Source organism: Staphylococcus sp. AtDRG32, assembly GCF_004365845.1.
GTDB classification, from domain to species: Bacteria; Bacillota; Bacilli; order Staphylococcales; family Staphylococcaceae; genus Staphylococcus; species Staphylococcus hominis.
On the sequence record NZ_SODE01000008.1, the window covers coordinates 32,548 to 58,263 of the forward strand.

Annotated in this window: 29 protein-coding genes and 2 riboswitches; of the genes, 19 read left to right on the forward strand and 10 right to left on the reverse strand. The window is 30.9% G+C overall.

Annotated features, from left to right (window positions below; genetic code table 11):
- Window positions 1-165: 165 nt before the first annotated feature.
- Both menE and menC read left to right on the forward strand, forming a co-directional pair.
- Entirely contained in the window at window positions 166-1,560 is a 1,395-nt protein-coding gene (gene menE / locus BDW25_RS09745) for an o-succinylbenzoate--CoA ligase (protein WP_049430795.1), read from the forward strand.
- Entirely contained in the window at window positions 1,561-2,568 is a 1,008-nt protein-coding gene (gene menC / locus BDW25_RS09750) for an o-succinylbenzoate synthase (RefSeq protein ID WP_064207013.1), read from the forward strand. It begins immediately after the preceding gene.
- Here menC and yidD read toward each other — a convergent pair.
- The gene (gene yidD / locus BDW25_RS09755; protein ID WP_002449651.1) at window positions 2,559-2,804 is read right to left on the reverse strand and encodes a membrane protein insertion efficiency factor YidD; all 246 of its coding nucleotides are present in this window, start codon (window positions 2,802-2,804) and stop codon (window positions 2,559-2,561) included. The genes menC and yidD overlap by 10 nt on opposite strands.
- Window positions 2,805-2,871: 67 nt before the next feature.
- On the opposite strand from yidD, the gene ytkD reads away from it, so the two are divergent.
- Both ytkD and BDW25_RS09765 read left to right on the forward strand, forming a co-directional pair.
- Window positions 2,872-3,345, forward strand: a complete 474-nt coding sequence (ytkD, locus tag BDW25_RS09760) for an RNA deprotection pyrophosphohydrolase (RefSeq protein ID WP_002449666.1) — start codon at window positions 2,872-2,874, stop codon at window positions 3,343-3,345.
- Window positions 3,326-4,099, forward strand: coding sequence for an alpha/beta hydrolase family protein (locus BDW25_RS09765; RefSeq protein WP_002455164.1), 774 nt, complete (start codon window positions 3,326-3,328; stop codon window positions 4,097-4,099). The genes ytkD and BDW25_RS09765 overlap by 20 nt, the downstream gene beginning before the upstream one ends.
- A 46-nt stretch (window positions 4,100-4,145) precedes the next feature.
- Here the strand turns inward: BDW25_RS09765 and pckA are convergent, their stop codons facing one another.
- Window positions 4,146-5,738: a phosphoenolpyruvate carboxykinase (ATP) gene (gene pckA / locus BDW25_RS09770; RefSeq protein WP_071860065.1), complete on the reverse strand. Its 1,593-nt coding sequence runs from the start codon at window positions 5,736-5,738 to the stop codon at window positions 4,146-4,148.
- Window positions 5,739-5,896: 158 nt separating this feature from the next.
- Window positions 5,897-6,009, forward strand: a riboswitch (SAM riboswitch).
- Window positions 6,010-6,123: 114 nt separating this feature from the next.
- Between pckA and metK the strand changes: the two genes are divergently transcribed.
- The 3 genes from metK to BDW25_RS09785 all read left to right on the forward strand — a co-directional run bounded on the left by metK (window position 6,124) and on the right by BDW25_RS09785 (window position 9,279).
- The gene (gene metK / locus BDW25_RS09775) at window positions 6,124-7,320 is read left to right on the forward strand and encodes a methionine adenosyltransferase (RefSeq protein WP_002449627.1); all 1,197 of its coding nucleotides are present in this window, start codon (window positions 6,124-6,126) and stop codon (window positions 7,318-7,320) included.
- A 98-nt stretch (window positions 7,321-7,418) separates the two neighbouring features.
- Complete coding sequence (locus BDW25_RS09780; RefSeq protein WP_064207015.1) at window positions 7,419-8,330, forward strand: NERD domain-containing protein; 912 nt, start codon at window positions 7,419-7,421, stop codon at window positions 8,328-8,330.
- Between the two features lie 115 nt (window positions 8,331-8,445).
- Window positions 8,446-9,279, forward strand: coding sequence for an aldo/keto reductase (locus BDW25_RS09785; protein ID WP_002455168.1), 834 nt, complete (start codon window positions 8,446-8,448; stop codon window positions 9,277-9,279).
- Between the two features lie 60 nt (window positions 9,280-9,339).
- Here the strand turns inward: BDW25_RS09785 and BDW25_RS09790 are convergent, their stop codons facing one another.
- From BDW25_RS09790 to BDW25_RS09800, 3 genes are read right to left on the reverse strand one after another with little or no spacing between them, the layout of a single operon-like run.
- Complete coding sequence (locus tag BDW25_RS09790; RefSeq protein ID WP_002455169.1) at window positions 9,340-9,693, reverse strand: fluoride efflux transporter FluC; 354 nt, start codon at window positions 9,691-9,693, stop codon at window positions 9,340-9,342.
- Entirely contained in the window at window positions 9,690-10,055 is a 366-nt protein-coding gene (gene crcB / locus BDW25_RS09795) for a fluoride efflux transporter CrcB (RefSeq protein WP_049430783.1), read from the reverse strand. Before crcB ends, BDW25_RS09790 begins: the two co-directional genes overlap by 4 nt.
- 39 nt (window positions 10,056-10,094) lie before the next feature.
- Window positions 10,095-10,403: a hypothetical protein gene (locus BDW25_RS09800; protein WP_133945483.1), complete on the reverse strand. Its 309-nt coding sequence runs from the start codon at window positions 10,401-10,403 to the stop codon at window positions 10,095-10,097.
- A gap of 245 nt (window positions 10,404-10,648) precedes the next feature.
- Here BDW25_RS09800 and BDW25_RS09805 point away from each other — a divergent pair, with 245 nt between their 5' ends.
- Together BDW25_RS09805 and BDW25_RS09810 are read left to right on the forward strand one after the other, a co-directional pair.
- On the forward strand, window positions 10,649-11,362 hold the full coding sequence (locus BDW25_RS09805; protein ID WP_002455171.1) for a transaldolase: 714 nt from the start codon (window positions 10,649-10,651) through the stop codon (window positions 11,360-11,362).
- A gap of 198 nt (window positions 11,363-11,560) precedes the next feature.
- Window positions 11,561-12,025 (forward strand): hypothetical protein, encoded by a 465-nt coding sequence (locus tag BDW25_RS09810; protein ID WP_133945485.1) that lies wholly within the window; start codon window positions 11,561-11,563, stop codon window positions 12,023-12,025.
- On the opposite strand, the gene BDW25_RS09815 is transcribed toward BDW25_RS09810, so the two are convergent.
- Window positions 12,000-12,446, reverse strand: a complete 447-nt coding sequence (locus BDW25_RS09815; protein ID WP_002449640.1) for a competence protein ComK — start codon at window positions 12,444-12,446, stop codon at window positions 12,000-12,002. The genes BDW25_RS09810 and BDW25_RS09815 overlap by 26 nt on opposite strands.
- Window positions 12,433-12,918: a sigma-70 family RNA polymerase sigma factor gene (locus BDW25_RS09820; protein WP_255296323.1), complete on the reverse strand. Its 486-nt coding sequence runs from the start codon at window positions 12,916-12,918 to the stop codon at window positions 12,433-12,435. The genes BDW25_RS09815 and BDW25_RS09820 overlap by 14 nt, the downstream gene beginning before the upstream one ends.
- 208 nt (window positions 12,919-13,126) lie before the next feature.
- On the opposite strand from BDW25_RS09820, the gene BDW25_RS09825 reads away from it, so the two are divergent.
- The 7 genes from BDW25_RS09825 to ribH all read left to right on the forward strand — a co-directional run bounded on the left by BDW25_RS09825 (window position 13,127) and on the right by ribH (window position 19,990).
- Window positions 13,127-13,351, forward strand: a complete 225-nt coding sequence (locus BDW25_RS09825; protein ID WP_002449634.1) for a hypothetical protein — start codon at window positions 13,127-13,129, stop codon at window positions 13,349-13,351.
- Window positions 13,352-13,597: 246 nt separating this feature from the next.
- A complete protein-coding gene (gene sagB / locus BDW25_RS09830) occupies window positions 13,598-14,446 on the forward strand; it encodes a peptidoglycan release complex glucosaminidase SagB (protein WP_037554400.1) in 849 nt (282 codons plus the stop codon).
- Between the two features lie 297 nt (window positions 14,447-14,743).
- Window positions 14,744-16,231 carry an FAD/NAD(P)-binding protein gene (locus BDW25_RS09835; protein ID WP_133945487.1) on the forward strand — a complete coding sequence of 496 codons (1,488 nt, stop codon included), beginning with the start codon at window positions 14,744-14,746 and terminating at the stop codon, window positions 16,229-16,231.
- A gap of 150 nt (window positions 16,232-16,381) precedes the next feature.
- Window positions 16,382-16,517: riboswitch (FMN riboswitch) on the forward strand.
- Between the two features lie 123 nt (window positions 16,518-16,640).
- Window positions 16,641-17,684 carry a bifunctional diaminohydroxyphosphoribosylaminopyrimidine deaminase/5-amino-6-(5-phosphoribosylamino)uracil reductase RibD gene (gene ribD, locus BDW25_RS09840; RefSeq protein ID WP_077700114.1) on the forward strand — a complete coding sequence of 348 codons (1,044 nt, stop codon included), beginning with the start codon at window positions 16,641-16,643 and terminating at the stop codon, window positions 17,682-17,684.
- A gap of 6 nt (window positions 17,685-17,690) precedes the next feature.
- Complete coding sequence (gene ribE / locus BDW25_RS09845) at window positions 17,691-18,323, forward strand: riboflavin synthase (RefSeq protein WP_002455175.1); 633 nt, start codon at window positions 17,691-17,693, stop codon at window positions 18,321-18,323.
- Between the two features lie 11 nt (window positions 18,324-18,334).
- Window positions 18,335-19,519, forward strand: coding sequence for a 3,4-dihydroxy-2-butanone-4-phosphate synthase (gene ribB, locus BDW25_RS09850; RefSeq protein WP_049430763.1), 1,185 nt, complete (start codon window positions 18,335-18,337; stop codon window positions 19,517-19,519).
- Between the two features lie 12 nt (window positions 19,520-19,531).
- Window positions 19,532-19,990 (forward strand): 6,7-dimethyl-8-ribityllumazine synthase, encoded by a 459-nt coding sequence (gene ribH / locus BDW25_RS09855; RefSeq protein ID WP_002455177.1) that lies wholly within the window; start codon window positions 19,532-19,534, stop codon window positions 19,988-19,990.
- Between the two features lie 51 nt (window positions 19,991-20,041).
- On the opposite strand, the gene BDW25_RS09860 is transcribed toward ribH, so the two are convergent.
- The gene (locus BDW25_RS09860) at window positions 20,042-21,043 is read right to left on the reverse strand and encodes a proline dehydrogenase family protein (RefSeq protein ID WP_002455178.1); all 1,002 of its coding nucleotides are present in this window, start codon (window positions 21,041-21,043) and stop codon (window positions 20,042-20,044) included.
- A 208-nt stretch (window positions 21,044-21,251) separates the two neighbouring features.
- On the opposite strand from BDW25_RS09860, the gene BDW25_RS09865 reads away from it, so the two are divergent.
- Together BDW25_RS09865 and BDW25_RS09870 are read left to right on the forward strand one after the other, a co-directional pair.
- Window positions 21,252-22,079, forward strand: a complete 828-nt coding sequence (locus tag BDW25_RS09865; protein ID WP_002449637.1) for an alpha/beta fold hydrolase — start codon at window positions 21,252-21,254, stop codon at window positions 22,077-22,079.
- Between the two features lie 320 nt (window positions 22,080-22,399).
- The gene (locus BDW25_RS09870) at window positions 22,400-22,801 is read left to right on the forward strand and encodes a transcriptional regulator, SarA/Rot family (protein ID WP_002449620.1); all 402 of its coding nucleotides are present in this window, start codon (window positions 22,400-22,402) and stop codon (window positions 22,799-22,801) included.
- Window positions 22,802-22,860: 59 nt separating this feature from the next.
- Here the strand turns inward: BDW25_RS09870 and mnmM are convergent, their stop codons facing one another.
- Complete coding sequence (gene mnmM / locus BDW25_RS09875; protein ID WP_064207022.1) at window positions 22,861-23,421, reverse strand: tRNA 5-(aminomethyl)-2-thiouridylate-methyltransferase MnmM; 561 nt, start codon at window positions 23,419-23,421, stop codon at window positions 22,861-22,863.
- A complete protein-coding gene (mnmL, locus tag BDW25_RS09880) occupies window positions 23,418-24,377 on the reverse strand; it encodes a tRNA modification radical SAM protein MnmL/YtqA (protein WP_017176354.1) in 960 nt (319 codons plus the stop codon). Before mnmL ends, mnmM begins: the two co-directional genes overlap by 4 nt.
- A 111-nt stretch (window positions 24,378-24,488) precedes the next feature.
- Here mnmL and BDW25_RS09885 point away from each other — a divergent pair, with 111 nt between their 5' ends.
- Entirely contained in the window at window positions 24,489-25,673 is a 1,185-nt protein-coding gene (locus BDW25_RS09885) for an MDR family MFS transporter (RefSeq protein ID WP_049418251.1), read from the forward strand.
- Window positions 25,674-25,716: the final 43 nt, after the last annotated feature.

Consider the following 25,716-nt stretch of genomic DNA (forward strand, 5'->3'; position numbering starts at 1 on the left):
CCATTCTGGGTTTTTTATAGCTACAAGTATTTAACTATATTTATCTAAAAAGGGTAATATCTTTTAAAAAATAAAACAATCACAAAATAAATTTAAACATGAATCCTGTTAAGTCATTTAAAAATCGTTATAATATAGTATGTATAACTATTGGAGGAATGAATAGTGGAATTTTGGTTAAAAGAGCAAAGTATAAAAAACAAAAACAAAATTGCGGTTACAGATGGTAAGTATACATTAACATATAATCAATTATATTCTGCAGCGTATCAGCTTTCAAAGAAATTATTATCTTTAAATGAAAGTAGGGTAGGACTATATATTGGAAACGACATTGAGTCTATTATTTTAGTGCACGCATGTTGGTTAGCGCAAATTGAAATTGCAATGATCAATACACGATTAACAACAACTGAAATGACCAATCAAATGAACTCAGTGAATGTTCAACTTATTTTAACTACAAAAGAGTTCGATTTACATTCACATCAAGTTCTCTCATTTAATCAACTGAGCGATTATCCTGATGCGCCTAATCATAAACAATTTGATATTCATCGTATTGCATCTATTATGTTTACATCAGGGACGACAGGACCCCAAAAAGCAGTACCTCAAACGTTTAAAAATCACTATGCAAGTGCATTAGGTTGTAAAGAAAGTCTAGGATTTGATCAACAAACGACATGGTTATCGGTTCTTCCAATTTATCATATTTCAGGACTTAGTGTGATTTTACGTGCTACCATTGAAGGGTTTACTGTACGTTTATTAAATAAATATAATACTGAAGATATGCTGACTATTATTAAAAATGAATATCCTACACATGTGTCACTTGTGCCACAAACGTTAAAGTGGCTAATGGATGCTGGTTTAAATAAGCCATATTCAATTGAAAAAATATTACTTGGGGGTGCAAAATTATCATCCACGCTCATACAACAGGCATTGAGTTATCAATTACCTATTTATAATTCTTTTGGAATGACGGAAACATGTTCGCAGTTCCTAACCGCTTCACCAGATATGTTAGCTAAACGATATGATACAGTAGGTAAACCAAGTGATAACGTTGAAGTATGTATTAAACAACCTAATGAAGAGGGTCATGGTGAATTACTTATCAAAGGTGACAATGTAATGAATGGATATTTGTATCCTAAAGATTTGGATAACACATTTGAAGATGGTTTCTTTAAAACCGGAGATATTGCAGAAATAGATAGTGATGGTTTTGTAATGGTTTATGATCGACGTAAAGACCTTATTATTAGTGGTGGAGAAAATATCTATCCTTATGAAATTGAAACAGTGGCTAAAACATTCAATGGAATTATAGATGCAGTATGTGTACCTAAAGAAGATGATACTTGGGGTCAGATTCCAGTACTTTACTATGTCGCAAGTGAAACAATTGAGGTTAAAGACCTTATAGATTTCTTACAAGAACATTTAGCAAAATATAAAGTTCCTAAGATATATCAACGCGTCAATGCATTACCTTATACTTCTACTGGAAAATTACAACGTAATAAAGTTGGAACTGAGGATCATTAAATGAAAATTATTGATATACAATTTTATTACTATACCGCGCCGTTTCATTCTCCGATTACGACGCCTAAAATCGAAATGACACATCGCAAAGCACTTATAGTACGATTTATTTCTGATGAAGGGGAAAATTATTTTGGTGAATGTAATGCCTTTGAAACGGATTGGTATGATACTGAAACAATTGAGACAGTAAAAATACGAATACAACAATGGTCAAAAAAGATTTTAAATCAATCATTCAATACATTTAGTGACTGGTTACCTTATCTTGATTTATTAGATAGTTATCCGGCTACTAGATGTACTGTTGTGATGGCGGTTTATCAGATGTTTTATTCACAACCGTGCTTTAACGTTGAATATGGTGCAACAGTAAGTGGTTTATCTTCTTCACAATTACAAACACTTAAAGACACAAAGCCAGCACGTATTAAATTAAAATGGAGTTCTCATCTCATTAACGACATAAAAAAGCTACGCAATGAACTTCCATTTGAATTTAATCTTACACTCGATGCAAATGAAACACTGGATATGTCACAATTTCAATTATTAAAAGAGATTGATCAACACGATATTCTATACGTTGAAGAACCATTTAAAGATTTAAATGATTTAAACTATATAGATGTTACGCATTATCCTGCTATTGCTATTGATGAAAAAGCAACGGATTTACAATCAATTTTGAAAATTATTCATCAATATCCTATCACTGCAGTTGTGGTTAAACCATTTAGACTGGGAGGAATAGATAGAGCGCTAGAACTCATTCACTTATTAAAAGAGAAAGATATTAAAGTGATCGTTGGTGGGATGTATGAATATGGACTCAGTCGATATTTTACTGCTTTATTAGCAAAAGAGGGGTCTTATCCAGGAGATATTACTCCAGATGGATATTATTTTGAAACAGACTTTACACAAGGCATAGGCAAATTAAAAGAAGGATTGATATATTTCAATCCCCCTAAAATTAATATAAATGCATTATCTGTTTATGAATGATGATGTGTATGTTTGTCTTTTTTTAAAGGTACCGGATCAAATCCACCTTCATGAAATGGATGGCATTTTAAAATACGTTTTACTCCCATGTAGCCACCTTTAAATGCGCCATATACTTCTATAGCTTCTTTAGTATATTCAGAACAAGTAGGATAGAATCGACATGTTGGTGGTGTCATAGGGGAGATGAAACGCTGATAAAAACGAATGATGCTTAGAAATGATTTTTTAAGCATAAATAAACCTCCTATAGACATTTGATTATTAAATAATTTTACCACATTTAAGAGGGGGATGAGTAATATGGAGTTTATCGATCAAGAGGATAGACGAGTCACGATGCAATATAAAACTGATGATGATATACCGAACGGAAACCATGTTTTAGCTATTCCGATATTTCAAAATCAATTATTATTCACTAAACACTCTAAAAGAGGTATCGAGTTCCCTGGAGGTAAAGTTGAAATTAATGAAACGAGTCAACAAGCGATTGCTAGAGAACTTTATGAAGAAACAGGTGGAAAGATAGAAGCCTTATATTATATCGCGCAATATCAAGTTCATACCTTTGATAAATCACTTTTTAAAAAAGATGTGTATGTGATTAAAGTGAAATCCATTGAACATAAACATGACTATTTGGAAACAGAGGGTCCTATATTATTTCATCTAGTTAATGAGATTCCTGAGCACCAAAAAAGTTATTTAATTAAAGATGAAGCAATTTTAAAATGTTTAGAAAGGGTGAAAGATCTTGGGTATTACGAATATTAGAACAATGCCTGTTGAATCCAACACTCATCGATTTGAGGAACTAACTTATACAGTAGACGAATTAAGGGTAAAAGCGTTACAGATGGTCCCAATGTATCATAATGTTAAACGTATTGTAGTTTATTTACGTGGTGGAAAAGGGCAAGTTGGTAGAGTAAGAGCTTCAAGACTTATGCAATTTTCTGATCCATATACATTAGTTATAGGACCCTATTATAGAGGAAGTAATGGTAGTGAAGGAAAAGATGAATTTTGTAATGCTGATTTACATGATGTAACAGTACTTATTCGACTATTAAAAAATAAGCATCCCCAAGCTTTCGTCCATATGATTGGATTTTCAAGAGGTGGAATTCAAGGTCTATTATCATTTCAGGATGATCCAGTTGATAGCTATATTATTTGGGGTGGCGTTTCAGATATTCATTTAATGTATGAAGAACGTGTAGATTTAAGGGGAATGCTAAGACGTATGGTAGGTCATCCGAAAAAAGATAAAGAGGCATATGAACAAAGAAATGCGATACGTACATTGAATCAAAACAGTCCACCTATTTTAATTGTACATGGTGGTAAAGATTGGCAAGTGGGTATACATCAAGCGTATTTTCTTCAAGAACAACTAGAACTTAAAGGGGTCAAACATGATACATTTTATCAACTTGACGAAGGCCATGTACCAAGACCGAAAGCATTGAAAGAAGTTTTAGATTATATACATCAATGGATGAATAATATAGAACAAGACTTATAAAGATGACTACAACGGTCATCTTTGTAAGTCTTTTGTATATATATAATTAATGACTAAATCCACCATTTTTAGCAATATCTTTTACTTCATCTCCAAATTTTTTGAAGTTTTCTTCAAAACGTTGTTTTAAGTCATTAGCTTGATGACGATAAGCCTCAGGATCATTCCAAGCATGGATTGGATTTAAAATCGTTTTAGGCACATCTTCCATTTCAATTGGTATACTTAAACCAAATATTTCATCTTTAGTAAATGTAGCTTGTTTTAGTTTGCCAGAAATAGCTTGATCTACCATATAACGTGTATAATGTAAGCTGATACGACGTCCAACACCATATTTTCCACCCGTCCATCCTGTATTTACTAGATATACATCAACATCATGGTCATCAATTAGCTTACCAAGTAAATTCGCATATTTAGTAGGGTGCAAAGGTAAAAATGGAGCGCCAAAGCATGTTGAAAATGATGGTTCAGGTTCTGTCACACCACGTTCAGTGCCAGCTAATTTTGACGTAAAACCACTTAAGAAATGATACATGGCCTGAGATTTAGATAATTTAGAAATAGGTGGAAGTACGCCAAATGCATCTGCAGTTAAGAAAATAATTGTATTAGGGTGTGCGGCTTTAGAAGGTAATACGATATTATCGATATGATGAATTGGATAAGCAGCACGTGTGTTTTCTGTGTTCGTATTATCATCAAAATCAACATGGCCACGTTCATTAACAATTGTATTTTCAAGAATAGTACCATATTGAATGGCATTATAAATTTGAGGTTCTTTTTCTTTAGATAAGTGAATGGCTTTTGCATAGCAACCACCTTCAATGTTAAAAATACCATTTTTATTCCAACCATGTTCATCATCGCCAATTAATTTACGATTTGGAGTCGCTGATAATGTTGTTTTTCCTGTACCAGATAATCCAAAGAATAGAGCAACATCACCTTTTTCTCCAACATTGGCAGAACAATGCATACTCATAATATCTTGCATAGGTAATAAGTAGTTCATCACTGAAAAGATACCTTTTTTCATTTCTCCAGCGTATTCAGTACCACCAATTAAAATCACTTTATGTTTAAATGAAACAATAATAAATGTTTCAGAATGAGTACCGTCAACGTCTGGATTAGCTTTAAAATGAGGGGCAGAAACGATAGTAAAATTTGGCTTAATATGACTTGCTTCCTCAATAGATTCAGGTCGGATAAACATGTTTTGTGCAAATAAATTATGCCATGCAAGTTCATTGATGATTTTTAATTTTAATTGTGAGTCTTTATCACTTCCGGCATAACCGTTAAAAACGTATAATTCCTCTTTTTGATCTAAATAATCTAATACTTTGTTGTATAAATTTAAAAACACGTCTTCATCTATAGGTTGATTAATGTCTCCCCAAGCAATATTGTCTCGATATGAAGGTTCGTTAACGATAAATTTATCTTTTGGTGAACGACCAGTATATTTACCTGTACTCATATTAATTGCGCCAAGTTCTGTAAGTTGACCTTCATTATTATTTAAAATCTTGTAATAAAGCTGAGTAGTAGAAAGTTGAAATAAAGTCGTTTTCTTTTCTAATAAGTGTTTGATTTTAGGTGTTTCACTGTATGTATCTATTGACATACAACATCCCTCCAAATATCTATTCATTTATTAATGTAAGCCCTTACATTAAAATAGTATAACATAATGATTTAATTATTCCATTGTAAATAAAAGAACATTTAAAATTCAAAATTGACAATTCTAATGTATTTATGTAGTATAGGTCTTAACGGATTCTCTTATCCTGAGTGGTGGAGGGACATGGACCCAATGAAACCCAGCAACCTCTTTTTTTAAAAGAAAGGTGCCAAACCGTTTGCAGACGCAATATTTGTCTGAACGATAAGAGCGAATGGACGTTTAAGAGCCTTCTCTCTATCTAGGTAGTTGAGAAGGCTCTTTTATTTTAAGCTCATTGTCAAAAGAGAATTTTCGTAAATATAGTTAAAAAAAGGAGCAAATCATGACTTATAATAAACGTTTATTTACATCAGAGTCAGTGACAGAAGGGCATCCAGATAAAATCGCCGATCAAGTATCTGATGCGATTTTAGATGAAATTTTAAAAGACGATCCTAATGCACGTGTCGCTTGTGAAACAACAGTAACAACAGGTATGGCTTTAATTTCTGGTGAAATTTCAACGTCTACATATGTAGATATTCCTAAAGTAGTACGCGAAACAATCAAAAATATTGGTTATACAAGAGCTAAATATGGTTACGATTATCAAACAATGGCTGTTTTAACAGCTATTGATGAACAATCACCTGATATTGCCCAAGGTGTAGATAAAGCACTTGAGTATCGCAATGATATATCTGAAGAAGAAATTGAAGCAACAGGTGCCGGAGACCAAGGATTAATGTTTGGTTATGCAACAAATGAAACAGAAACATATATGCCGCTTCCAATCTTTTTATCACATCAACTAGCGAAACGCTTATCAGATGTGCGTAAAGACGGTACCTTAGATTATTTACGTCCAGATGGTAAAGTTCAAGTAACAGTAGAATACGATGAAAATGATAAACCTAAACGTATTGATACGATTGTGGTATCTTCTCAACATGCTGAAGACATTGAATTAGAACAAATTCAAAAAGATATTAAAGCGCATGTCATTTATCCAACTGTACCTGAAGGTTTAATTGATGATGAAACTAAATTCTTTATTAATCCAACTGGTCGATTTGTTATTGGGGGTCCTCAAGGAGACGCTGGTTTAACTGGAAGAAAAATTATCGTAGACACATATGGTGGTTATGCTCGTCATGGAGGCGGTTGTTTCAGTGGTAAAGATCCTACAAAAGTAGACCGCTCTGCCGCATATGCAGCTAGATATGTTGCAAAAAATATTGTAGCAGCTGGATTAGCTGAGCAATGTGAAGTGCAATTAGCTTATGCAATTGGTGTAGCAGAACCTGTATCTATTGCTATTGATACATTTAAAACTGGTAAAGTTTCTGAAGGCCAATTAGTTGAAGCGGTAAGAAAACACTTTGATTTGAGACCAGCAGGTATCATTAAAATGCTTGACTTAAAACATCCTATTTACAAACAAACAGCTGCATACGGACACTTTGGTCGTACTGATGTATTGTTACCATGGGAAAAATTAGATAAAGTGAATGTCCTAAAAGATGCCGTTCAAAAATAATGTAGGATATACATCAATCAATTAGGTTAAACCTCGAAATTATCGTCTATTTCTATTATAATAGATAGATATTGACAGTTTAAAAGGAGCGTTATCTAATGAATTCATTTGGACCGATTGAGATTGGTTTAATTGTAGCGATAATCATAGCGATTATATGTTTTATTCTATTTTTAGTTGCCTTGAAAAGTAAAAATAATATGAAACACAAAGCGAGTGAAGAATACAATCTCAAGGAACAACAACTCAAATCTTCACATGAGGAAGCACTTGAAAAAGAACGTATTGAAAATAAAAAACAAGTAACGAAACAAAAAGAAGAATTTGAAGCTACAGTTAATGGAAAAGAACGTGAAATTGATGCTTTGAAATTATTTTCTAAAAATAAAAGTGAATACGTGACTGATATGAGACTCATTGGTATTAGAGACCGTTTAGTTAAAGAAAAACGTATTAGACGTGAAGATATGCATATAATGGCTAATATATTTTTACCAAGTAATGAGTTTAATAATATTCAACGCATTAGTCATCTTGTGCTTACTAGAACTGGGTTATATATCATTGATTCACAATTATTAAAAGGTCATGTGTATAATGGAATTAGCGGCGCACAATTTCAAGAATTACCAATGCTGAAGCAAGTATTTGATACACTTGATTTAAACACACAAGCGCCTCAAACGTTAGTGCTTGATCAACATGAAGATAATCATTCGAAACTATCATTTATTAATTATTCTGATCAACTTTCTGCAATTGAGAATTTAGCTACAGATTTACAAACAGAATTAGGACTTAAATATAAGCCAACATCAATTTTATATTTTAATCCTAAACATGATAAAGACGTAACGATTTCAAACTATTCACAAAGCTCAAGTGTTAAGGTTTTAGTTGGTCCTGAACAACTTGACGAATTCTTTAACAAATTTGTATTCCATGGACGTATTCAATATAATGTCGATGAATTACAAAATATTATGGATAAAATTGAATCATTTAACTAAGAGAGGCTACCATCAAAATTTAAAATTTTGATGGTACTTTTTTTATTACAAGCGATGTTCATAAATATACTTTTAGGGTATATACAGAATAGTTATTTTTAAAGGAGGAAGTAAAATGGACTATATTGAATTCTATAATGGAAATCACATGCCAATGTTAGGACTTGGAACATTTCGAGTAGAAAACGACGATACTTGTAAAGAAGCAGTTAAACATGCCATTGAATCTGGGTATCGTAGCATAGATACTGCTAAAGTATATGGAAATGAAGAACAAGTAGGCCAAGGTATCAAAGAAGGATTAGAATCAACAGGTTTAAATAGAGAAGATATTTTCGTAACATCAAAATTATTTTTCGAAGATTTCGGACGTGAAAATGTGGCTCAAGCCTACGAAACTAGTATCCAAAAACTTGGGTTAGATTATTTAGATTTATATTTAGTACATTGGCCAGGGACAAATGAAGCCGTAATGATTGATACATGGAAAGGTATGGAAGATTTATATAAAGATAATAGAGTTAAAAACATTGGAGTTAGTAATTTCAATCCAGATCATTTTGAAGCATTATTAGCACAAGTTTCAATTAAACCAGTCATTAACCAAGTAGAATTTCATCCATACTTTACTCAAGAAAAACTTAGAAAATATTTAGAAGCGCAAAATATTTATATGGAATCTTGGTCACCATTTATGAATGCTCAAATTTTAAACGATGAAACGTTAAATGAAATTGGTAAAGAAGTTAATAAAACAGCAGCACAAGTTATTATTAAATGGAATATGCAACATAATGTCGTCGTTATTCCCAAATCAGTTACATCAAGCAGAATTGAAGAAAATATAGATGTATTTGATTTTGAATTATCAGCAGATCAAATGAAACGAATTGATGATTTAAATAAAGATCAACGTATAGGACCTGATCCAGATACATTTGAAGGTTAATCAATTTAATTAAAAAAGAGTGAACTTGTAGGTTAATTTACTACACAGTTCACCTTTTTGTTATATTATAAAACCAATCCAACAAGCAATAAATCCTATAACAAATTGCAATAGAGAATACATCATAAATTTAAAAAGTTTGAAAGACGGTGTTAGACATTGCGCAAGCTCATAAGACATGGTTGAAAATGTCGTTAAACCTCCTAAAAATCCGGTAATAAAAAACATATGTATCCAGTTTAAGTGAATAGAGAGCCCAGTCGTTAAACCAATGAGAAAACTTCCCATCCAGTTGACGATTAAAGTAGCAATAGGTATTGAAGTAGACCATTTGGATTTAGTGACATCAGTTAGCCATGCTCTAACGACAGCGCCAAAACCACCGCCAATCATAATTAAAAGAGCTTGTATCAAGATGTAAGACCTCCTAATTTCATACCTATCCAGCACAAGATAACACCAAAGCAATAACTCATAAACGCATAAACCACAGCTAAGATAATATGATGGCTGTAAAGTAATGTGACTAACTCAAATTGAAATGTTGAAAAGGTTGTTAAAGCGCCTAAAAAACCAGTTGTAATACCTTTTTTAATTTTAGGATGATCTTTAAATAATTTAATCATTACTACAGATAGATAACCCATAAGAAAAGCACCTGACAGGTTAGCTATCAATGTGCCAATTGGAAAGATGCTACTCTGATTTATAAAGGAAAACAAAAATCTTAATAAAGCGCCCAACATACCACCTATAAACACGGTTAAATATTGCATAGTATACTCACCTTTATATAACATTTTATGCGTATTTGATTATGAAAAAATGCCAAATGTTGTAACAGAAGCAAAAATATGGAACAAAATTACTACTAATATGACATAAGGTAATATTTTAGAAGCAGTCTTAATCCAATCTTTATTTTTATAATTTAAATGTTTAATTGCTTTATCAGAAAATATAATTGAAGCAATAAGGATGATAACATTTACAATACTACATGCAATTAATAAATTTTTTATTGATTTAAATTGAATACTTAATAAAGGATTAAATGTATTAAAATAAAAGCTAATAATTAAAAGAATCACTGATATATATAAATATTTTTTTGATTTAGACATAACATACCTCCGATTTATATCATTAAATAATATTACCACATTTAATTTCATTTTTAATAGTACCTTTATCATAAGGTTTTAATTTTCAGAAAATTCAAAGCAAAACATTCGCATACACAAAAAAAGCATGATATAAATAACATAACGAAATAGTAAAACATACTGTACATAAAAAATAATTATACATATGGTGTCTTTTCATAAAGCAAGCTATATTCGTAATATAAATGAGAAGGGAAGATTTTATGACTCAATTAAATGTAGAAGTATTTGCTGATGGTGCAGATATCGAACAAATGAAAGCTGCATACAAAAATAAAGAAGTAGATGGTTTTACAACAAATCCTAGCTTAATGGCAAAAGCAGGTGTAACAGATTATAAAGCTTTTGCAGAAGAAGCAGTACGTGAAATTCCTGATGCTTCTATATCATTTGAAGTATTCTCAGATGATTTAGACACAATGGAGAAAGAAGCAGAAATTTTAAAGCAATATGGTGACAATGTGTTTGTAAAAATTCCAATTGTGAACTCAAAAGGTGAATCTACAATTGAATTAATTAAAAAATTATCAGCTGATCATGTTCGTTTAAATGTAACTGCTGTTTATACAATTGAACAAGTTAAAGCTATTACAGAAGCAGTGACCGAAAGTGTACCTACATATATCTCTGTCTTTGCGGGGCGTATTGCTGATACGGGTGTAGATCCACTTCCTTTAATGAAAGAATCTGTAAAAGTCGCACATAGTAAACATGGTGTTAAATTATTATGGGCAAGTTGCCGTGAAGTGTTCAATGTTATTCAAGCTAATGAAATTGGCGCCGATATTATCACTTGTCCATCAGATGTTGTTAAGAAAGTTAACAATAATCTTGGACGCGATATTAATGAATTGCCAGTAGATACAGTTCAAGGATTTGCAAAAGATATTAAAAGTTCTGGACTATCTATATTATAAAATCACTATATCTAAATTATGACCAACCGAGTCTAAGACTACAAACATGTCTTAGACTCGGTTTTAGTGTTATATGAATATCAAAGAGAAGGAGTAATAAAGTATCTTGAGTTGTATCTTTCTTTTTTATTGAGTTTGTTTTAAAATCGGTGTTCAGTTAAAATTTATGAATATAATTAAATAGAAAGGAATTAAGTTATGGAGGAAACTGCTTTTAGAGAAAAAGTAAGAAAACAATTGTGGTTTTTAAATAAAAAAGAAAAGCAATTATTAGAACATACTTTTGAACAAAATAATGCTTCATTTAATAATGCAGAACAGAAATTTATGAAACCTACTCGTTTTGCTAATCAATTTTTACAGGTTCATATCTTTCGAAATAAACATTTTTCAAATGGATATTTGTTCTTATTAATTATATTATTTGTTCTCGCATACATCCTATTACTAGGATGGTTTTTAGCTGGATTTATCGCAAGTTTAGCAGTAGTCAATCAATTTATAAATCCTAAAGCAGAATTAAGTTTAATCTATCGTGTATTAATCTTAGTTTTTGCCATTATTAGTTTGATTCTCAGTTTGTATCTCATAAGATTTGTGACTGCTTTGTTTACTAAAAGATTACTTGAATATAAGTTTAATGAAAAGAAGTCGTCTTATTAATTAAATAGGCTAATAGAATACTTTCTTGCCATTTTTTATAAACTAAAATGTAAGGCTCATCGACTATGCATTGAACTGAATTATCAAAGATAATAATGGTTTTATTTTGAGAAGACGTTAATCCAATAATACGTTGAGCATTAAAATATATTTGTATGGGTGCGCGTTGATGTTTGATTGGAAATAAAATGATGTCTTTAGAAATATAAATAGGAACTAGTTTATTGATAGATAATAAGCGTTTAGCTAATTTAAGTTGTTGCGTATATGATTTATTAAATTGTTCTAGATAGTATATGACTATCTTTTTAATATGAAATGGTAGAATCATTTCATATGTTTTAAAACAACATTTAGTCTGAATTGTTGAACCTTCTAAAGTTTGAATGTATAACAAATCGAAAGTATTATGAGGTAACATGCCAATCACCTTCTAAATAATATTGCTGAAGTTTGATACGGGCAGAAGATTTATATTTTTTAATTGTAGTGTCTGAGACATTCATCTTTTTAGCGATTTCATATTGTTTGTATCCATGAAGATAATATATCAGCCATTGATATTCATTTGAATTTAAAATATATTTGAAATCATTAAAAAAAGATTCATCTTTCAATGTATAAGTTAAAGAATGAGGTAACGCTGCAATATCTAGGCAATCAATCTTCAATTGCTCCTTTCTAAAAAGATCAATAAGATAAAACTTTAATCGCTGATAGATAAAAGAGGACAAAGATACAGAGGAAGATGGGTTATAAATTTTGGAGATTTCCCACAATTTTATTAATAATAGTTGATAAAATTCATCATAATTATAAGTGATACGGTATTGTCTTAACAAATGATGAATCATCTTATGATATTTTATGTGTAATGAACTAAAATCTGAAATATTTATTCTTTCTCCTTAGTTATGTACATAAACAATATTTCCGGATGTATAAATTCTACATGAGGTATCGTGAATTTTCATTTGCTTAATTTAATAAATAGGTGTTAAATAGTAAACATAGAATCGTTGGATTGGATGATATATAGCTTTAACAAGTTTGTAAGATTAATATTCGACATTTGTACAATAAAATATAGGAGGTATGAAGTTGGATTACGCACATTTAAATCTTGAGCACTTTTTTGCAAGACATGATGATTTAGACGTTATTAGAGATCGTTCTGAATTTGTAATGATAAATAATTTTACAAATGAAATGATGTATCGTGATGGTGATATTGAAGGGACGATTGATTTAAATCAATATTATTATAAAAATAGATCGCAAGCTGTCAGTTTTATTATGATGGATTATAAAAGAAATAACGAATAATTAAATATGTTAACCTTACTACAAATAACTATATTTATTTAATAGATAAAAATCATTGAGTAATGAAATGTTGAGTATTTCATTACTTTTATTTTTTTGTTAAATTTCAATTTTGTTACTTTTATTTTATGAATATGTAACATTATAATTATAAAATTGTTTAAGAGAATTAAAAATGTTAAAATTTATTATCATGGAAGACTTTTCTATAAATGAAATTACAACATTAACCTAAGAGGTGTGAATATGACAAAGCACAGAAAAGGTTCTATTATAGGCCTAATAGGGTTACTTATTATTTTAGTAGCAGCTGGCTTCATTTTTTTCTCAATGATTTCTGATCAGATATTTTTCAAAAAAGTAAATGAAGTAGAGAAAGTTCAGCATGTGAACGTCACGCTTGATAAAGCTGCTGCAAAACAAATAGATAACTATACAAGTCAACAAGTATCGAATAAAAATAATAATGCATGGAGAGATGCATCAGCAAGTGAAATTAAAGTTGCAATGGACAGCAGTAAATTTATCGATGATGATAAACAAAGATATCAATTTTTAGATTTATCTAAATATCAAGGTATTGATAAAAATCGTATCAAACGTATGTTGTTCGATCGACCTACACTATTGAAACATACTGATGCTTTTGTAAATGCTGCAAAAGAAAAACGTGTCAATGAAGTCTATTTAATTTCTCACGCATTATTAGAAACAGGTTCAGTAAAAAGTGAACTGGCGAATGGTGTAAATATTGATGGTAAAAAATATTATAATTTTTATGGTGTTGGAGCTTTAGATGAAGATCCAATCAAAACAGGTGCTGAATATGCGAAAAAACATGGTTGGGATACACCAGAGAAAGCAATTAAAGGTGGCGCAGATTTTATTCATAAACACTTCCTATCTCACGATGATCAAAACACATTATATAGCATGAGATGGAATCCTATGAATCCTGGTGAACATCAATATGCGACTGATATTAAATGGGCTGAAAGTAATGCGGAAATTATTGCTGATTTCTATAAAGAAATGAAAACTGAAGGTAAATACTTCAAGTTGTATGTTTATAAAGATGATCAAAAACATCAATAATCAAAATAAAAACCAACATTATCTTTTTAATTAGATGATGTTGGTTTTTTTATTTATTCTGCTTTGTTTTTTCTTGAAGCCCAAGTAAATCCAATGATAAAAACAATTAATGTTTTTAATAAAAATTTCATTGTTTAGTCACCTCAATATTTAAATTTTAACATAGTTACACATGGTTATTTATGCTTTGAAATGGATAATCGTGTTAATAGTGAAACGTTTTGAAGTCGAGAATCGTATTGGTATAATATGATAATATTCAACATAATACAAATATATAAAAGGATGATGTTAAATATGCGAGTAGCAATTATAGGTATGGGTACAGCAGGTGTGAGTGTACTTAGACAACTCGTTAAACATAAAGACTTTAAGCAATTAAAAGTCGATGTCTACGATAATGAATTTAATATGGGGCAAGGTGTTCCTTTTCAAAATGATAGTAGTCAATTATTAATTAACTTACCCACTAAAAATATGAGTTTAAATCTAGATGATGATGAAGAGTTTTGGAAATGGTATCAAACACAATCTGATTTTACGTTTAAAAATCCAAAGTATTTACCAAGATTTGTTTTTGGCCATTATATGAAATCATACTTATCAAATTATGAGACATTATATGATAACCTTACAGTTATTAAACAACCAGTACAAGAAGTCTTCATTAATTCAAATATAGATGAAACCACATTGAAATATTATGTCTGTACGTCTAAAGATATGAAGCATTGTCAAGTATATGATTACATATTTTTAACTATAGGTACTTTATCATATCACGACCCTTATCATTTAAAAGGCATAAAAGGTTATATTCAAACTCCTTACCCTACATATAATACTTTAGATGATGTACAAGAATCTGATGATATTGCTATTATTGGAACAGGATTAGCTAGTTTAGATGTAGTGCGTTATGTAGCGTTTCATCACCCTAAACTACCTATCACAATGACGAGTCGTTCTGCTCAATTACCTAGCGTAAGAGGAAACATGAAAAAAATTGAGTTTCAATATTTAACGAAATCTAAATTTAATGATATTAAAGATAAGTACTTTGGAAATGTACCATTAGAGAAAGCATTCGATTTATTTAAAGAAGAGTGTGAATTAAATGGTATTGATTTACAGAAATTGGTTCATCGCCGAACAGGGGACACGATTAAAGATTTAAATTATGATTTAGAACATCCTAATGAGATAGGTATATTCCAAACATTAATAGAGAATGTCAAAGAAAATTTAAATTGGATTTGGAATAGTTTTAGTCGTCAAGATCAAATTGAATTCGATAAACGTTTCACTAAAATTATTCAACTTAACTCAAATCCTATGCCTCCAAGAACTGCAAAACTCATCAAGCAATTAATAAAAGATGGTTCATTAGTGATTAGAAAGGATATAGAAGATGTGGTACATAAAAATGGAATATTTAATTTAAAATTCAAACATGATGAACAATGGTATCCACATCATATTATTATTAATGCAACAGGTTCTAAAACACATTTAAAAGATTTAGATGAAGATGATCAATTTATCTTAAATCTTCAAAATCGACAAATTATTCAAGCTCATCCTATGGGTGGAATACAAATTATCCCAGAAACAAATCAGGTGATTAGTCCAAGATATGGTACTTTAAATAATATGATTGCTATTGGACAAATCACTAATGGAGTAAATAAATTGCGTAATGGAGTAAAAATGATTGTTAATCAAGCGGTAAGTGCAGTGGATTACTTATATGAAATTCGAAAAGAATTTGATCATAAAGCATAATGCTTTACACAATAATGAATAAATGTCTCTTTAAGAGTTAAATTTAAAAATCAAATTGAAATTCTTTATTTGTAATTTTCCAAAAATAAATGTAAGATGATATATGTAGCACTAAACTACAATGACTCAAATTTAATCACAATTTCATACGTATTCTTTCGGGGCAGGGTGTAATTCCCAACCGGCAGTGATTAAGCCTGCGACCCACTTAATCTTAATTTATTAAGTGGCTGATCTAGTGAGACTCTAGAGCCGACAGTAAAAGTCTGGATGGGAGGAAGAATCAATCACATCATTACTGAATGATGTATAAGCATGCACAATATAAAAATTGTAGTACGCTTATTTAAGTATATATACATGCCCTATGCCTGTGAAACAGGTATGGGGTTTTTTTAGAGGTGATAAATTGAGTGAATTTATGAAATATGCAATTCAATTAGCACAAATGGTGGAAGGACAAACTGGAGTTAATCCTCCTGTTGGCTCAGTTGTTGTGAAGGATGGGCGTATTGTGGGACTAGGTGCACATTTAAAGCAAGGAGAGAAACATGCGGAAGTTCAGGCTTTAGATATGGCACAAGATAAAGCAAAAGGCGGCACAATTTATATTTCTCTTGAACCTTGTACACATTATGGATCAACACCACCTTGTGTGAATAAAATTATTGAACATGGGCTTAGTAAAGTGATTTATGCTGTAAAAGATACGACGTTATCTTCTGAGGGAGATATCATTCTTGAAAAAGCAGGTATTGAAGTTGAGTATCAATATTCAGAAGAAGCCTTTGCTTTGTATGAGGATTTCTTCAAAGCAAAACAACAGAAAATCCCTGAAATTACAGTAAAAGTCTCGACTTCGTTAGATGGTAAACAAGCGACTGATAGTGGACAAAGTCAGTGGATTACGAATAAAGCTGTAAAACAAGATGTATATCGTTTAAGACATACTCATGACGCAGTATTAACTGGTAATGGAACGATTGAAGCGGATAATCCACAATATACAACACGTATTCAAGAGGGTAAACATCCAATAAGAATCATACTATCTAAGCGAGGCCAAATTGATTATTCAAAACAGATATTTCACGATCAATTAAGTGAAATTTGGATTTATACTGAAAATCATGAACTAAAAAGTCCAAGTCATCATATAAAAATAATATATTTAGAAACATGTAATTTAAAATCTATTTTATCTGATATATATCAAAGAGGTGTCGGCAGATTATTAGTAGAAGCTGGACCTCAAATAACTTCAGAATTTCTCCAATCTAATTATTTAGACCATCTTATTATTTATTATGCCCCGAAAATAATAGGCGGTATTGGAAAAAATCAATTTTATCAAACTGATAATGTCATTGATTTAGCTGATGCGCCACAATTTGAAGTGATTTCTACCGAGTCTATTCAACAAAATATTAAAATGACACTGCGAAAGAAGTGAAGATAAATGTTTACAGGTATCGTTGAAGAAATAGGTACTGTAAAAAGTATTCGCACTCAACAATCCGTAAGGACATTAGATATTTCATGTCAAAAAATCATAGAAGATATGCATATTGGTGATTCTATAAGCGTAAATGGTGCGTGTTTAACAGTCATTGATTTTAAACAAAATCAATTTTCTGTCCAAGTGATTAAAGGTACTGAAAATAAAACATATTTAGCTAATATTAAAGAAAATGATGAAGTCAATCTTGAACGAGCAATGTCAGGTAGTGGACGTTTCGGAGGACATTTTGTATTAGGTCATGTAGATGCAAAAGGAACAATTATAAATATCAGAGAAACGCCTAATTCACGCATTGTATCTATTAAGGCATCTGACTCGGTTATCAAACAAATGGTTAAGCAAGGTTCTATTACTGTTGATGGCGTAAGTTTAACAATTTTTGACTTGCATCAACATAGTTTTGATATCCATCTTATTCCTGAAACAAGACGTTCAACGATTCTTTCTAACAAAAAGATGGGCGATGAAGTGCATCTTGAAACAGATGTATTATTTAAATATGTTGAAAGTATAGTTGGTAAAAATAAATCTGATTTGTCAGTTGATAAATTAAAAGCATATGGTTTTTAGGAGGGGCTTAAATGAAATTCGATAGCATTGAAGAAGCGTTAGAAGCATTAAGAAATGGCGATAGTATTATTGTAGTAGATGATGAAAATCGTGAAAATGAAGGTGACTTAATTGCGGTCACTCAATGGATGAAAGACGATACCATTAATTATATGGCCAAAGAAGCGCGTGGATTAATTTGCGCTCCTATAAGTTCGCAGATTGCTGAACGTCTAAATCTTAAAACTATGGTTGATGGTAATACAGATGACTACGGTACAAATTTCACTGTAAGTATCGATCATATCTCTACTACTACAGGAATTAGTGCATTTGACCGTACAGCAACAGCGAAAGCGTTAATTAATCCTGATTCTAAACCAGAAAGTTTCCATAAACCCGGACATTTATTTCCTTTAGTGTCTAAGGAAAAAGGTGTATTAGTTAGACCAGGACATACGGAGGCTGCTGTAGATTTAGCTAAATTAACAGGTGCTGCACCTGCTGGAGTTATATGTGAGATAATGAATGACGATGGTACGATGGCAAAAGGTAATGAATTACAACAATTTAAAGAGCGACATCAATTAAAAATGATTACAATTGAAAGTTTAGTTAATTATCGTCGTAAACAAGAAAGCGAAGGTATTGAACTTAAAGCAACTGTAAAAATGCCAACGGATATTGGTAATTTTAAAATGTACGGTTTCCAATCTCAATATACACATGAAGATATTGTTGTACTTGGCAAAGGAGAACCACGTACAACTGAAAATGTAAGACTACATTCTGCTTGTTTAACAGGTGATATTTTCCACAGTCAACGATGTGATTGTGGCGCTCAATTAGAAGCATCAATGAAATATATAAATGATCATGGCGGATTAATTATTTATTTACCACAAGAAGGTAGAGGCATTGGTTTAATGAATAAACTAAAAGCTTATGAATTAATTGAGCAAGGACATGATACGGTTACTGCAAACTTAGCATTAGGTTTTGATGAAGACTTAAGAGATTATCATATAGCTGCTCAAATTCTTAAATATTTTAACGTTCAACAAGTTAATTTATTAAGTAATAATCCTAAGAAATTTGAAGGCTTGGAAGATTATGGTATAAAAGTTGCAGAGCGTACAGAAATTATTGTGCCAGAAACGGAACATAATCATCATTATATGGAAACAAAAAAATCGAAAATGGGACATCTTATTTAGGAGGAATCTAGAATGAATTTTGAAGGTAAATTAGTCGGTACAAATTTAAAAGTTGCAATAGTAGTGAGTAGATTTAATGATTTTATTACCAACCGTTTATTAGATGGAGCGAAAGATACATTAGTAAGACATGGTGTAGATGAAGATAACATTGATGTTGCATATGTACCAGGTGCATTTGAAATTCCACTTGTTGCTAAAAAATTAGCGCAAAAAAATGATTATGATGCAGTGATTACTTTAGGCTGTGTCATTAGAGGTGCAACATCTCATTATGACTATGTTTGTAATGAAGTTGCTAAAGGCGTATCAAAAGCAAATGATGTTACGAATACACCAGTCATTTTCGGTGTTTTAACAACTGAAAGTATTGAACAAGCAGTTGAAAGAGCGGGTACGAAAGCAGGTAATAAAGGTGCAGAAGCGGCAGTAAGTGCAATTGAAATGGCAAATTTACTTAAACAGTTTTAATTAATGTAGAGCGTCTCGATAATTTTATGGATTATCGAGACGCTCTGTATTTCAACGTTGTAGTAATTTCACAACACCAGATACTAATGTAAGTGTTCCTAAAGCTAGTCCACTAACTAAGCCAATTTTTTTAAGTGCTTCTGTTGAAATAAATTCTTGATAGGCAAGGGAAAGGTTTTGAGGTCTCTCAGCCAGGCGACGCATGAAATAAGCAAACCAGTCATTGCCATATGGAACATAAACGGTAAAGTGATATCCTTGTCTAGCAATCTCTTCTGCTAATTCATTACGAAAACCATACAACATTTGAAATTCAAAAGTGTTTTTTTCAATATGATGATCTTTTACAAATTGTTTAACATGGTTAATGATTTTATCATCATGTGTGGCAATTGACGTAAAGTTTTTGGCGTTAAGTAAACGTTTTTCAATAATATTTATATAATTTTTGTCAATATCTTTTTTACTTTGATAAGCAATCGTATCATTTTCTTTATAAGCACCTTTGACCAGTCTTAATCGTAATTCTGGGTACTTATCAATTAATTTTTCTGCCTCAAAAAGGTATCCTTGAATAACTGTACCGACATTTCTAAATTCCCCTTTTAATCTGTCTAAAATTTGTAATGTTTGTGATAAGCTATTATATTTTTCCATATCAATATTAATATGCATATCATCATAGGTATTAGCCTTTAATAAAATTTCTCTTAAATTTTGGTAGGCTAACTCGGTATCAAATTCACCGCCTAATGAACTCACTTTCACCGACATATGTGCACTCACTTGATATTTATTAATAGCTTCCATTATCTCAAGAATCTCATTTTTAGCTTGAGTCGCTACTGCTTTATTATTAACAAATTCTCCAAGATTATCTACAGTAACATCAATATGTTTAGCGTTTAAACATTCAATCGTATCAATGAGTTGTTCTATAGTATTACCCGCAACAACTCTATTAGCACCCATAGTCGGTCCGATTTTTTTAGCCATTTCATTTAAATATGTACTATTTGATAATGTTATGAAAAAATCTCTGAATAAAGACATATCTATTCCTCCATCCCACTCTTATCTATCTCTATAACAAGTTTAGCATGAATATATTGCTTAAGAAAGCGTTTACATACCGAAGATAACATCCGTTTAAATTCATTAGTCATAAATTAAGAAAATCTAAATACTGTTTAACAACAATTAAAGGTATAATTTGATATAATACATTTGATAAACATTCAATTAGAGAGGATTCAAAAATATGTGGAAGTGGGAAACAGAACATGACGCTAAAGGCGTAATCATCATAGTACATAATATGTTAGAACACACTGGTAGATATGCGTATGTGATTACGATGTTGAGACGTAATGGTTATCACGTAATTATGGGTGATTTACCTGGACAAGGTCAAACTTCACGAGCTAACAGAGGTCAACTGCAACGATTTGAAATTTATCATGAACAGTTAGTTGAATGGATAAAAATTGCAAACGAATACAAATTACCAACATTTGTTATGGGTGTTGGATTAGGTGGTTTAATTATTCTCAATTTACTTGAAAAGACTGAACTACCTATTGAAGGCATATTACTACTCTCTCCAATGCTTGAATTAAAGAAAAATTATAAAACACGAAAAAATATGTTTATATCTAATATTGGAAAGAGCTCAAAAGATACACAATTTAAATTAGGAATAGATTATGAAGATTTAACTCGTAATTCAGAAGTGATTGATGAGACAAATCATGACGGATTGATGTTAAAGAAAGTATCTTACAAATGGTTTAACATTATTAATGAAACAATGAGAGACACATCACAACATATTAAAGATATCAAACCGTTACCCACTTTATTAATGTATGGTACTGAAGATAAAATCTTAGAAACGTCTTCAATAGATATTTTAAAACAACAATTTCTTGCAGATGAATTTTATTTTAAAGCGTGGAAAGGGTTTTATCATGAGATTCACAATGAACCTGAACGAGATCAAGTCATGAGATATATATTAACTTTCTTGAATAATAGTGTAAATACAATGGGATTTATTGTACAAGAAGAAGACATTGAGGAAATATAAGATAATTTTTTAAAAACCTATAAAAATAGCTCGTAGAAGACAGGGATCTACGAGCCTATTCTATATCAAAAATATGGTGATAATATTATAAATGAGTTAAAATTACAATATAAGTAGAATTATAACTACCAATTACTTTTTATAAATTGGATGAATTTAGTATTAGATTTATAATATAAATGTTGAATTAAAAAATATAGTTGATATATTATTGAAAAATAAATTGTATTGAATTTTTAAAAACGCCAAATCGTATAAACTTAATAATAAATTGAATTATAATTATTATACATAATATGAGAGATCAAGGGGAATGAATTATGAAATTACAAAAAAAAGAAACGGTATCCATGGTATTGAAATTAGAGAAATTATTGAAGGATATAGATTCTATATTTAGAATTATTTATGAGAAGTATCATTTAAATAAAGAAGAAGTACTTATTTTATTAACGTTATGGGAAAAGGGGCCTATGACATTAAAAGAGATGGATCAATATGTTAATATCAAGTCATATAAACGAACAAGAACGTATAATAATTTAGTTCAATCTGATTGGGTTTACAAAGAGCGTCCCATTGACGACGAACGTACGGTTATTATCCATTTTAATGAAGAAAAAAATAAATATAGAAATGAATTATTAGATTTTATTACTACTATTATTAAAAGAAAATATGAATCTTTAGAAAATAGTTTGAATTCATTGATGAGCGTTTAATATAAAAAACCCATAAATTAAAACTACGATTTGATGTTTTAATTTATGGGTTTTAAAATTTAGCGTTTTTCAATCGCACATATAAAAGGTGCATGATTAACTTGATTGATAAATTGATATTTTAATATGTGTGCTTTACTTTGATCAAAGTTTTCGAGATATTTTAATAATTCATCTCTTTCGATTTGTCCTTCCTTATGTCCATGATAAATTACTAGTACAATAATACCTTCTGTACTTAATAGTTTAAAAATACTTTCAATAGCTTGAATAGTTGTTTCAGGTTTAGTAACAATAGTTTTATCACCTTTAGGCAGATATCCCAAATTGAAAATAGCTGCATTCACGTTTCCGATGACATCACTTGGTATATCATTTAAGATATTTTCATGTCCATCATGTATCAACGTAACATGTTTAAAGGATGCTATTTTTTCTTTTGTATGTTCAATAGCTTCTTTTTGTATATCGAAACCAAACACTTTGCCATTTGGAACCTGTTCTGCTAAAAATAGGGTGTCATTTCCATTACCACACGTAGCATCAATAACAATGCTATCATCTTGAATATGTTGATTAATAAGTGTTTTAGCAAAAGGAAGAATACGTTCTAATTTCATGAATTCACCTTAGTATTAGATGTGTAAAACTTACCTTGATAAGATTCACGACGTGCTAATTCATCATCTATTTCATTGAGAACTTCCCACTTGTTAACACTCCACATTGGTCCTACCATTAAATCAATCGGTCCATCTCCAGTAATACGATGAATAATCATGTCTGGCGGAAGGATTTCAAGTTGATCACACACTAAGTTTGTATAATCTTCTTGAGTCATAAATTCAAGCATACCTTTTTCGTATTGTTTGACCATTGGTGTACCTTTAAGTAAATGTAATAAATGGATTTTAATACCTTGCACATCCATTTGTGCCACTTCTCGTGCTGTTTCCATCATCATATGATAATCTTCACCTGGTAAGCCATTAATAATGTGTGTACATACGTTAATATTATGTTTACGCAATTTAGCTACACCTTCGTAATACGTTTGCATATCGTGCGCACGATTAATTAAATCAGAGGTTTTCTGATGAACTGTTTGAAGACCAAGTTCCACCCATAAATAAGTACGTTGATTTAGTTCAGCTAAATATTCAACCACATCATCTGGCAGACAATCTGGACGTGTAGCGATAGATAAACCAATAACTCCTTCTTCTTTTAACACAGGTTCATATTTTTCTTTTAAAACTTCTACAGGTGCATGGGTATTTGTAAATGCTTGGAAGTAAGCAATATATTTACCTTCACTCCATTTTTCATGCATTCGTTCTTTAATTTGTTGGAATTGTACTTCAATTGGATCGGCTCTATTTCCTGCAAAGTCACCACTACCAGCTGCTGAACAAAACGTACAACCGCCATGTGCGACAGTACCGTCTCTATTTGGACAGTCAAATCCGCCATCTAGAGCAACTTTAAAAATTTTCTGTCCGAATTTATTTTTTAAATGGTAATTCCATGTATGATATCGTTTATTTTCAAAGGCATACGGGAAATACTTACCCATAACACATTATCCTTTCTATCTAACTTAGTTCTAAGTAAAGATTTTAACATATTTTAATGTTATAGTGTTTATTATAGTTCGATAAAAATATAAAGAGAGGACTTAAAAATTATGAATATACCTAGATCAGTATGGTGGCTAGTTATAGGAATGGCATTAAATATAACTGGTTCTAGCTTTTTATGGCCTTTAAATACGATTTATATGAAAGAAGAATTAGGAAAAAGCTTGACAGTTTCTGGGATTGTTCTAATGATTAATTCTTTTGGAATGGTAGTTGGTAACTTACTAGGTGGAACGTTGTTCGATAAGTTAGGTGGTTACCGTACAATCATGATAGGTACTATTACTTGTTTGCTTAGTACAACATTACTTAATTTCTTTCATGGATGGCCGTGGTATGCAGTTTGGTTAGTGCTACTTGGTTTTGGTGGAGGAATGATTGTTCCAGCAATCTACGCAATGGCTGGTGCCGTTTGGCCTAATGGTGGCAGAACAACTTTTAATGCTATCTACTTAGCTCAAAACATAGGTGTTGCTGCTGGAGCTGCAATGGGAGGTTTCGTTGCTGAATTTAGCTTTAATTTTATCTTCTTAGCTAATTTAATCATGTACGTATTATTTGGAATTGTAGCCTTTACGCAATTTAATTTAGAATACCATGCTAAAGTGAAATCACCAGATAGTCTAGATATCCAAAGTAAAGAAAATAAAAAACGTTTTATAGCTTTAATATTATTATGTGCCATGTTTAGTATTTGTTGGATTGGATACATTCAATGGGAAACAACAATAGCCTCATTTACGCAACAAATTAATATTTCAATGTCTCAATATAGTGTATTGTGGACGGTAAATGGAATTATGATTTTAGTTGCACAACCATTAATTAGACCAGTCATTCGTTTGTTAAAAGGAAACTTAAAATATCAAATGTTTGTTGGTATTTTAATTTTTATGTTGTCATTCTTTGTTACAAGTTTTGCAGAACAATTTACCGTCTTCTTAATAGGAATGATTATTCTTACTTTTGGTGAAATGTTTGTATGGCCTGCAGTACCAACGATTGCCAATTATTTAGCGCCACAAGGTAAGCAAGGTCAATATCAGGGTGTAGTAAATTCTGCATCAACTGTGGGAAAAGCATTTGGTCCTCTAATCGGGGGTATATTGGTAGATACATTCAATATGAGTGCAATGTTCATAGGAATGATCATTCTTTTATTAATAGGAATGTTTTTCTTATCTATTTTTGATAAGGGTCTACCGAAACAATCACAACATGAAAATCGTTGAAAGACAACTTGAAAATTAAACATATAAAATATGATGAACCACT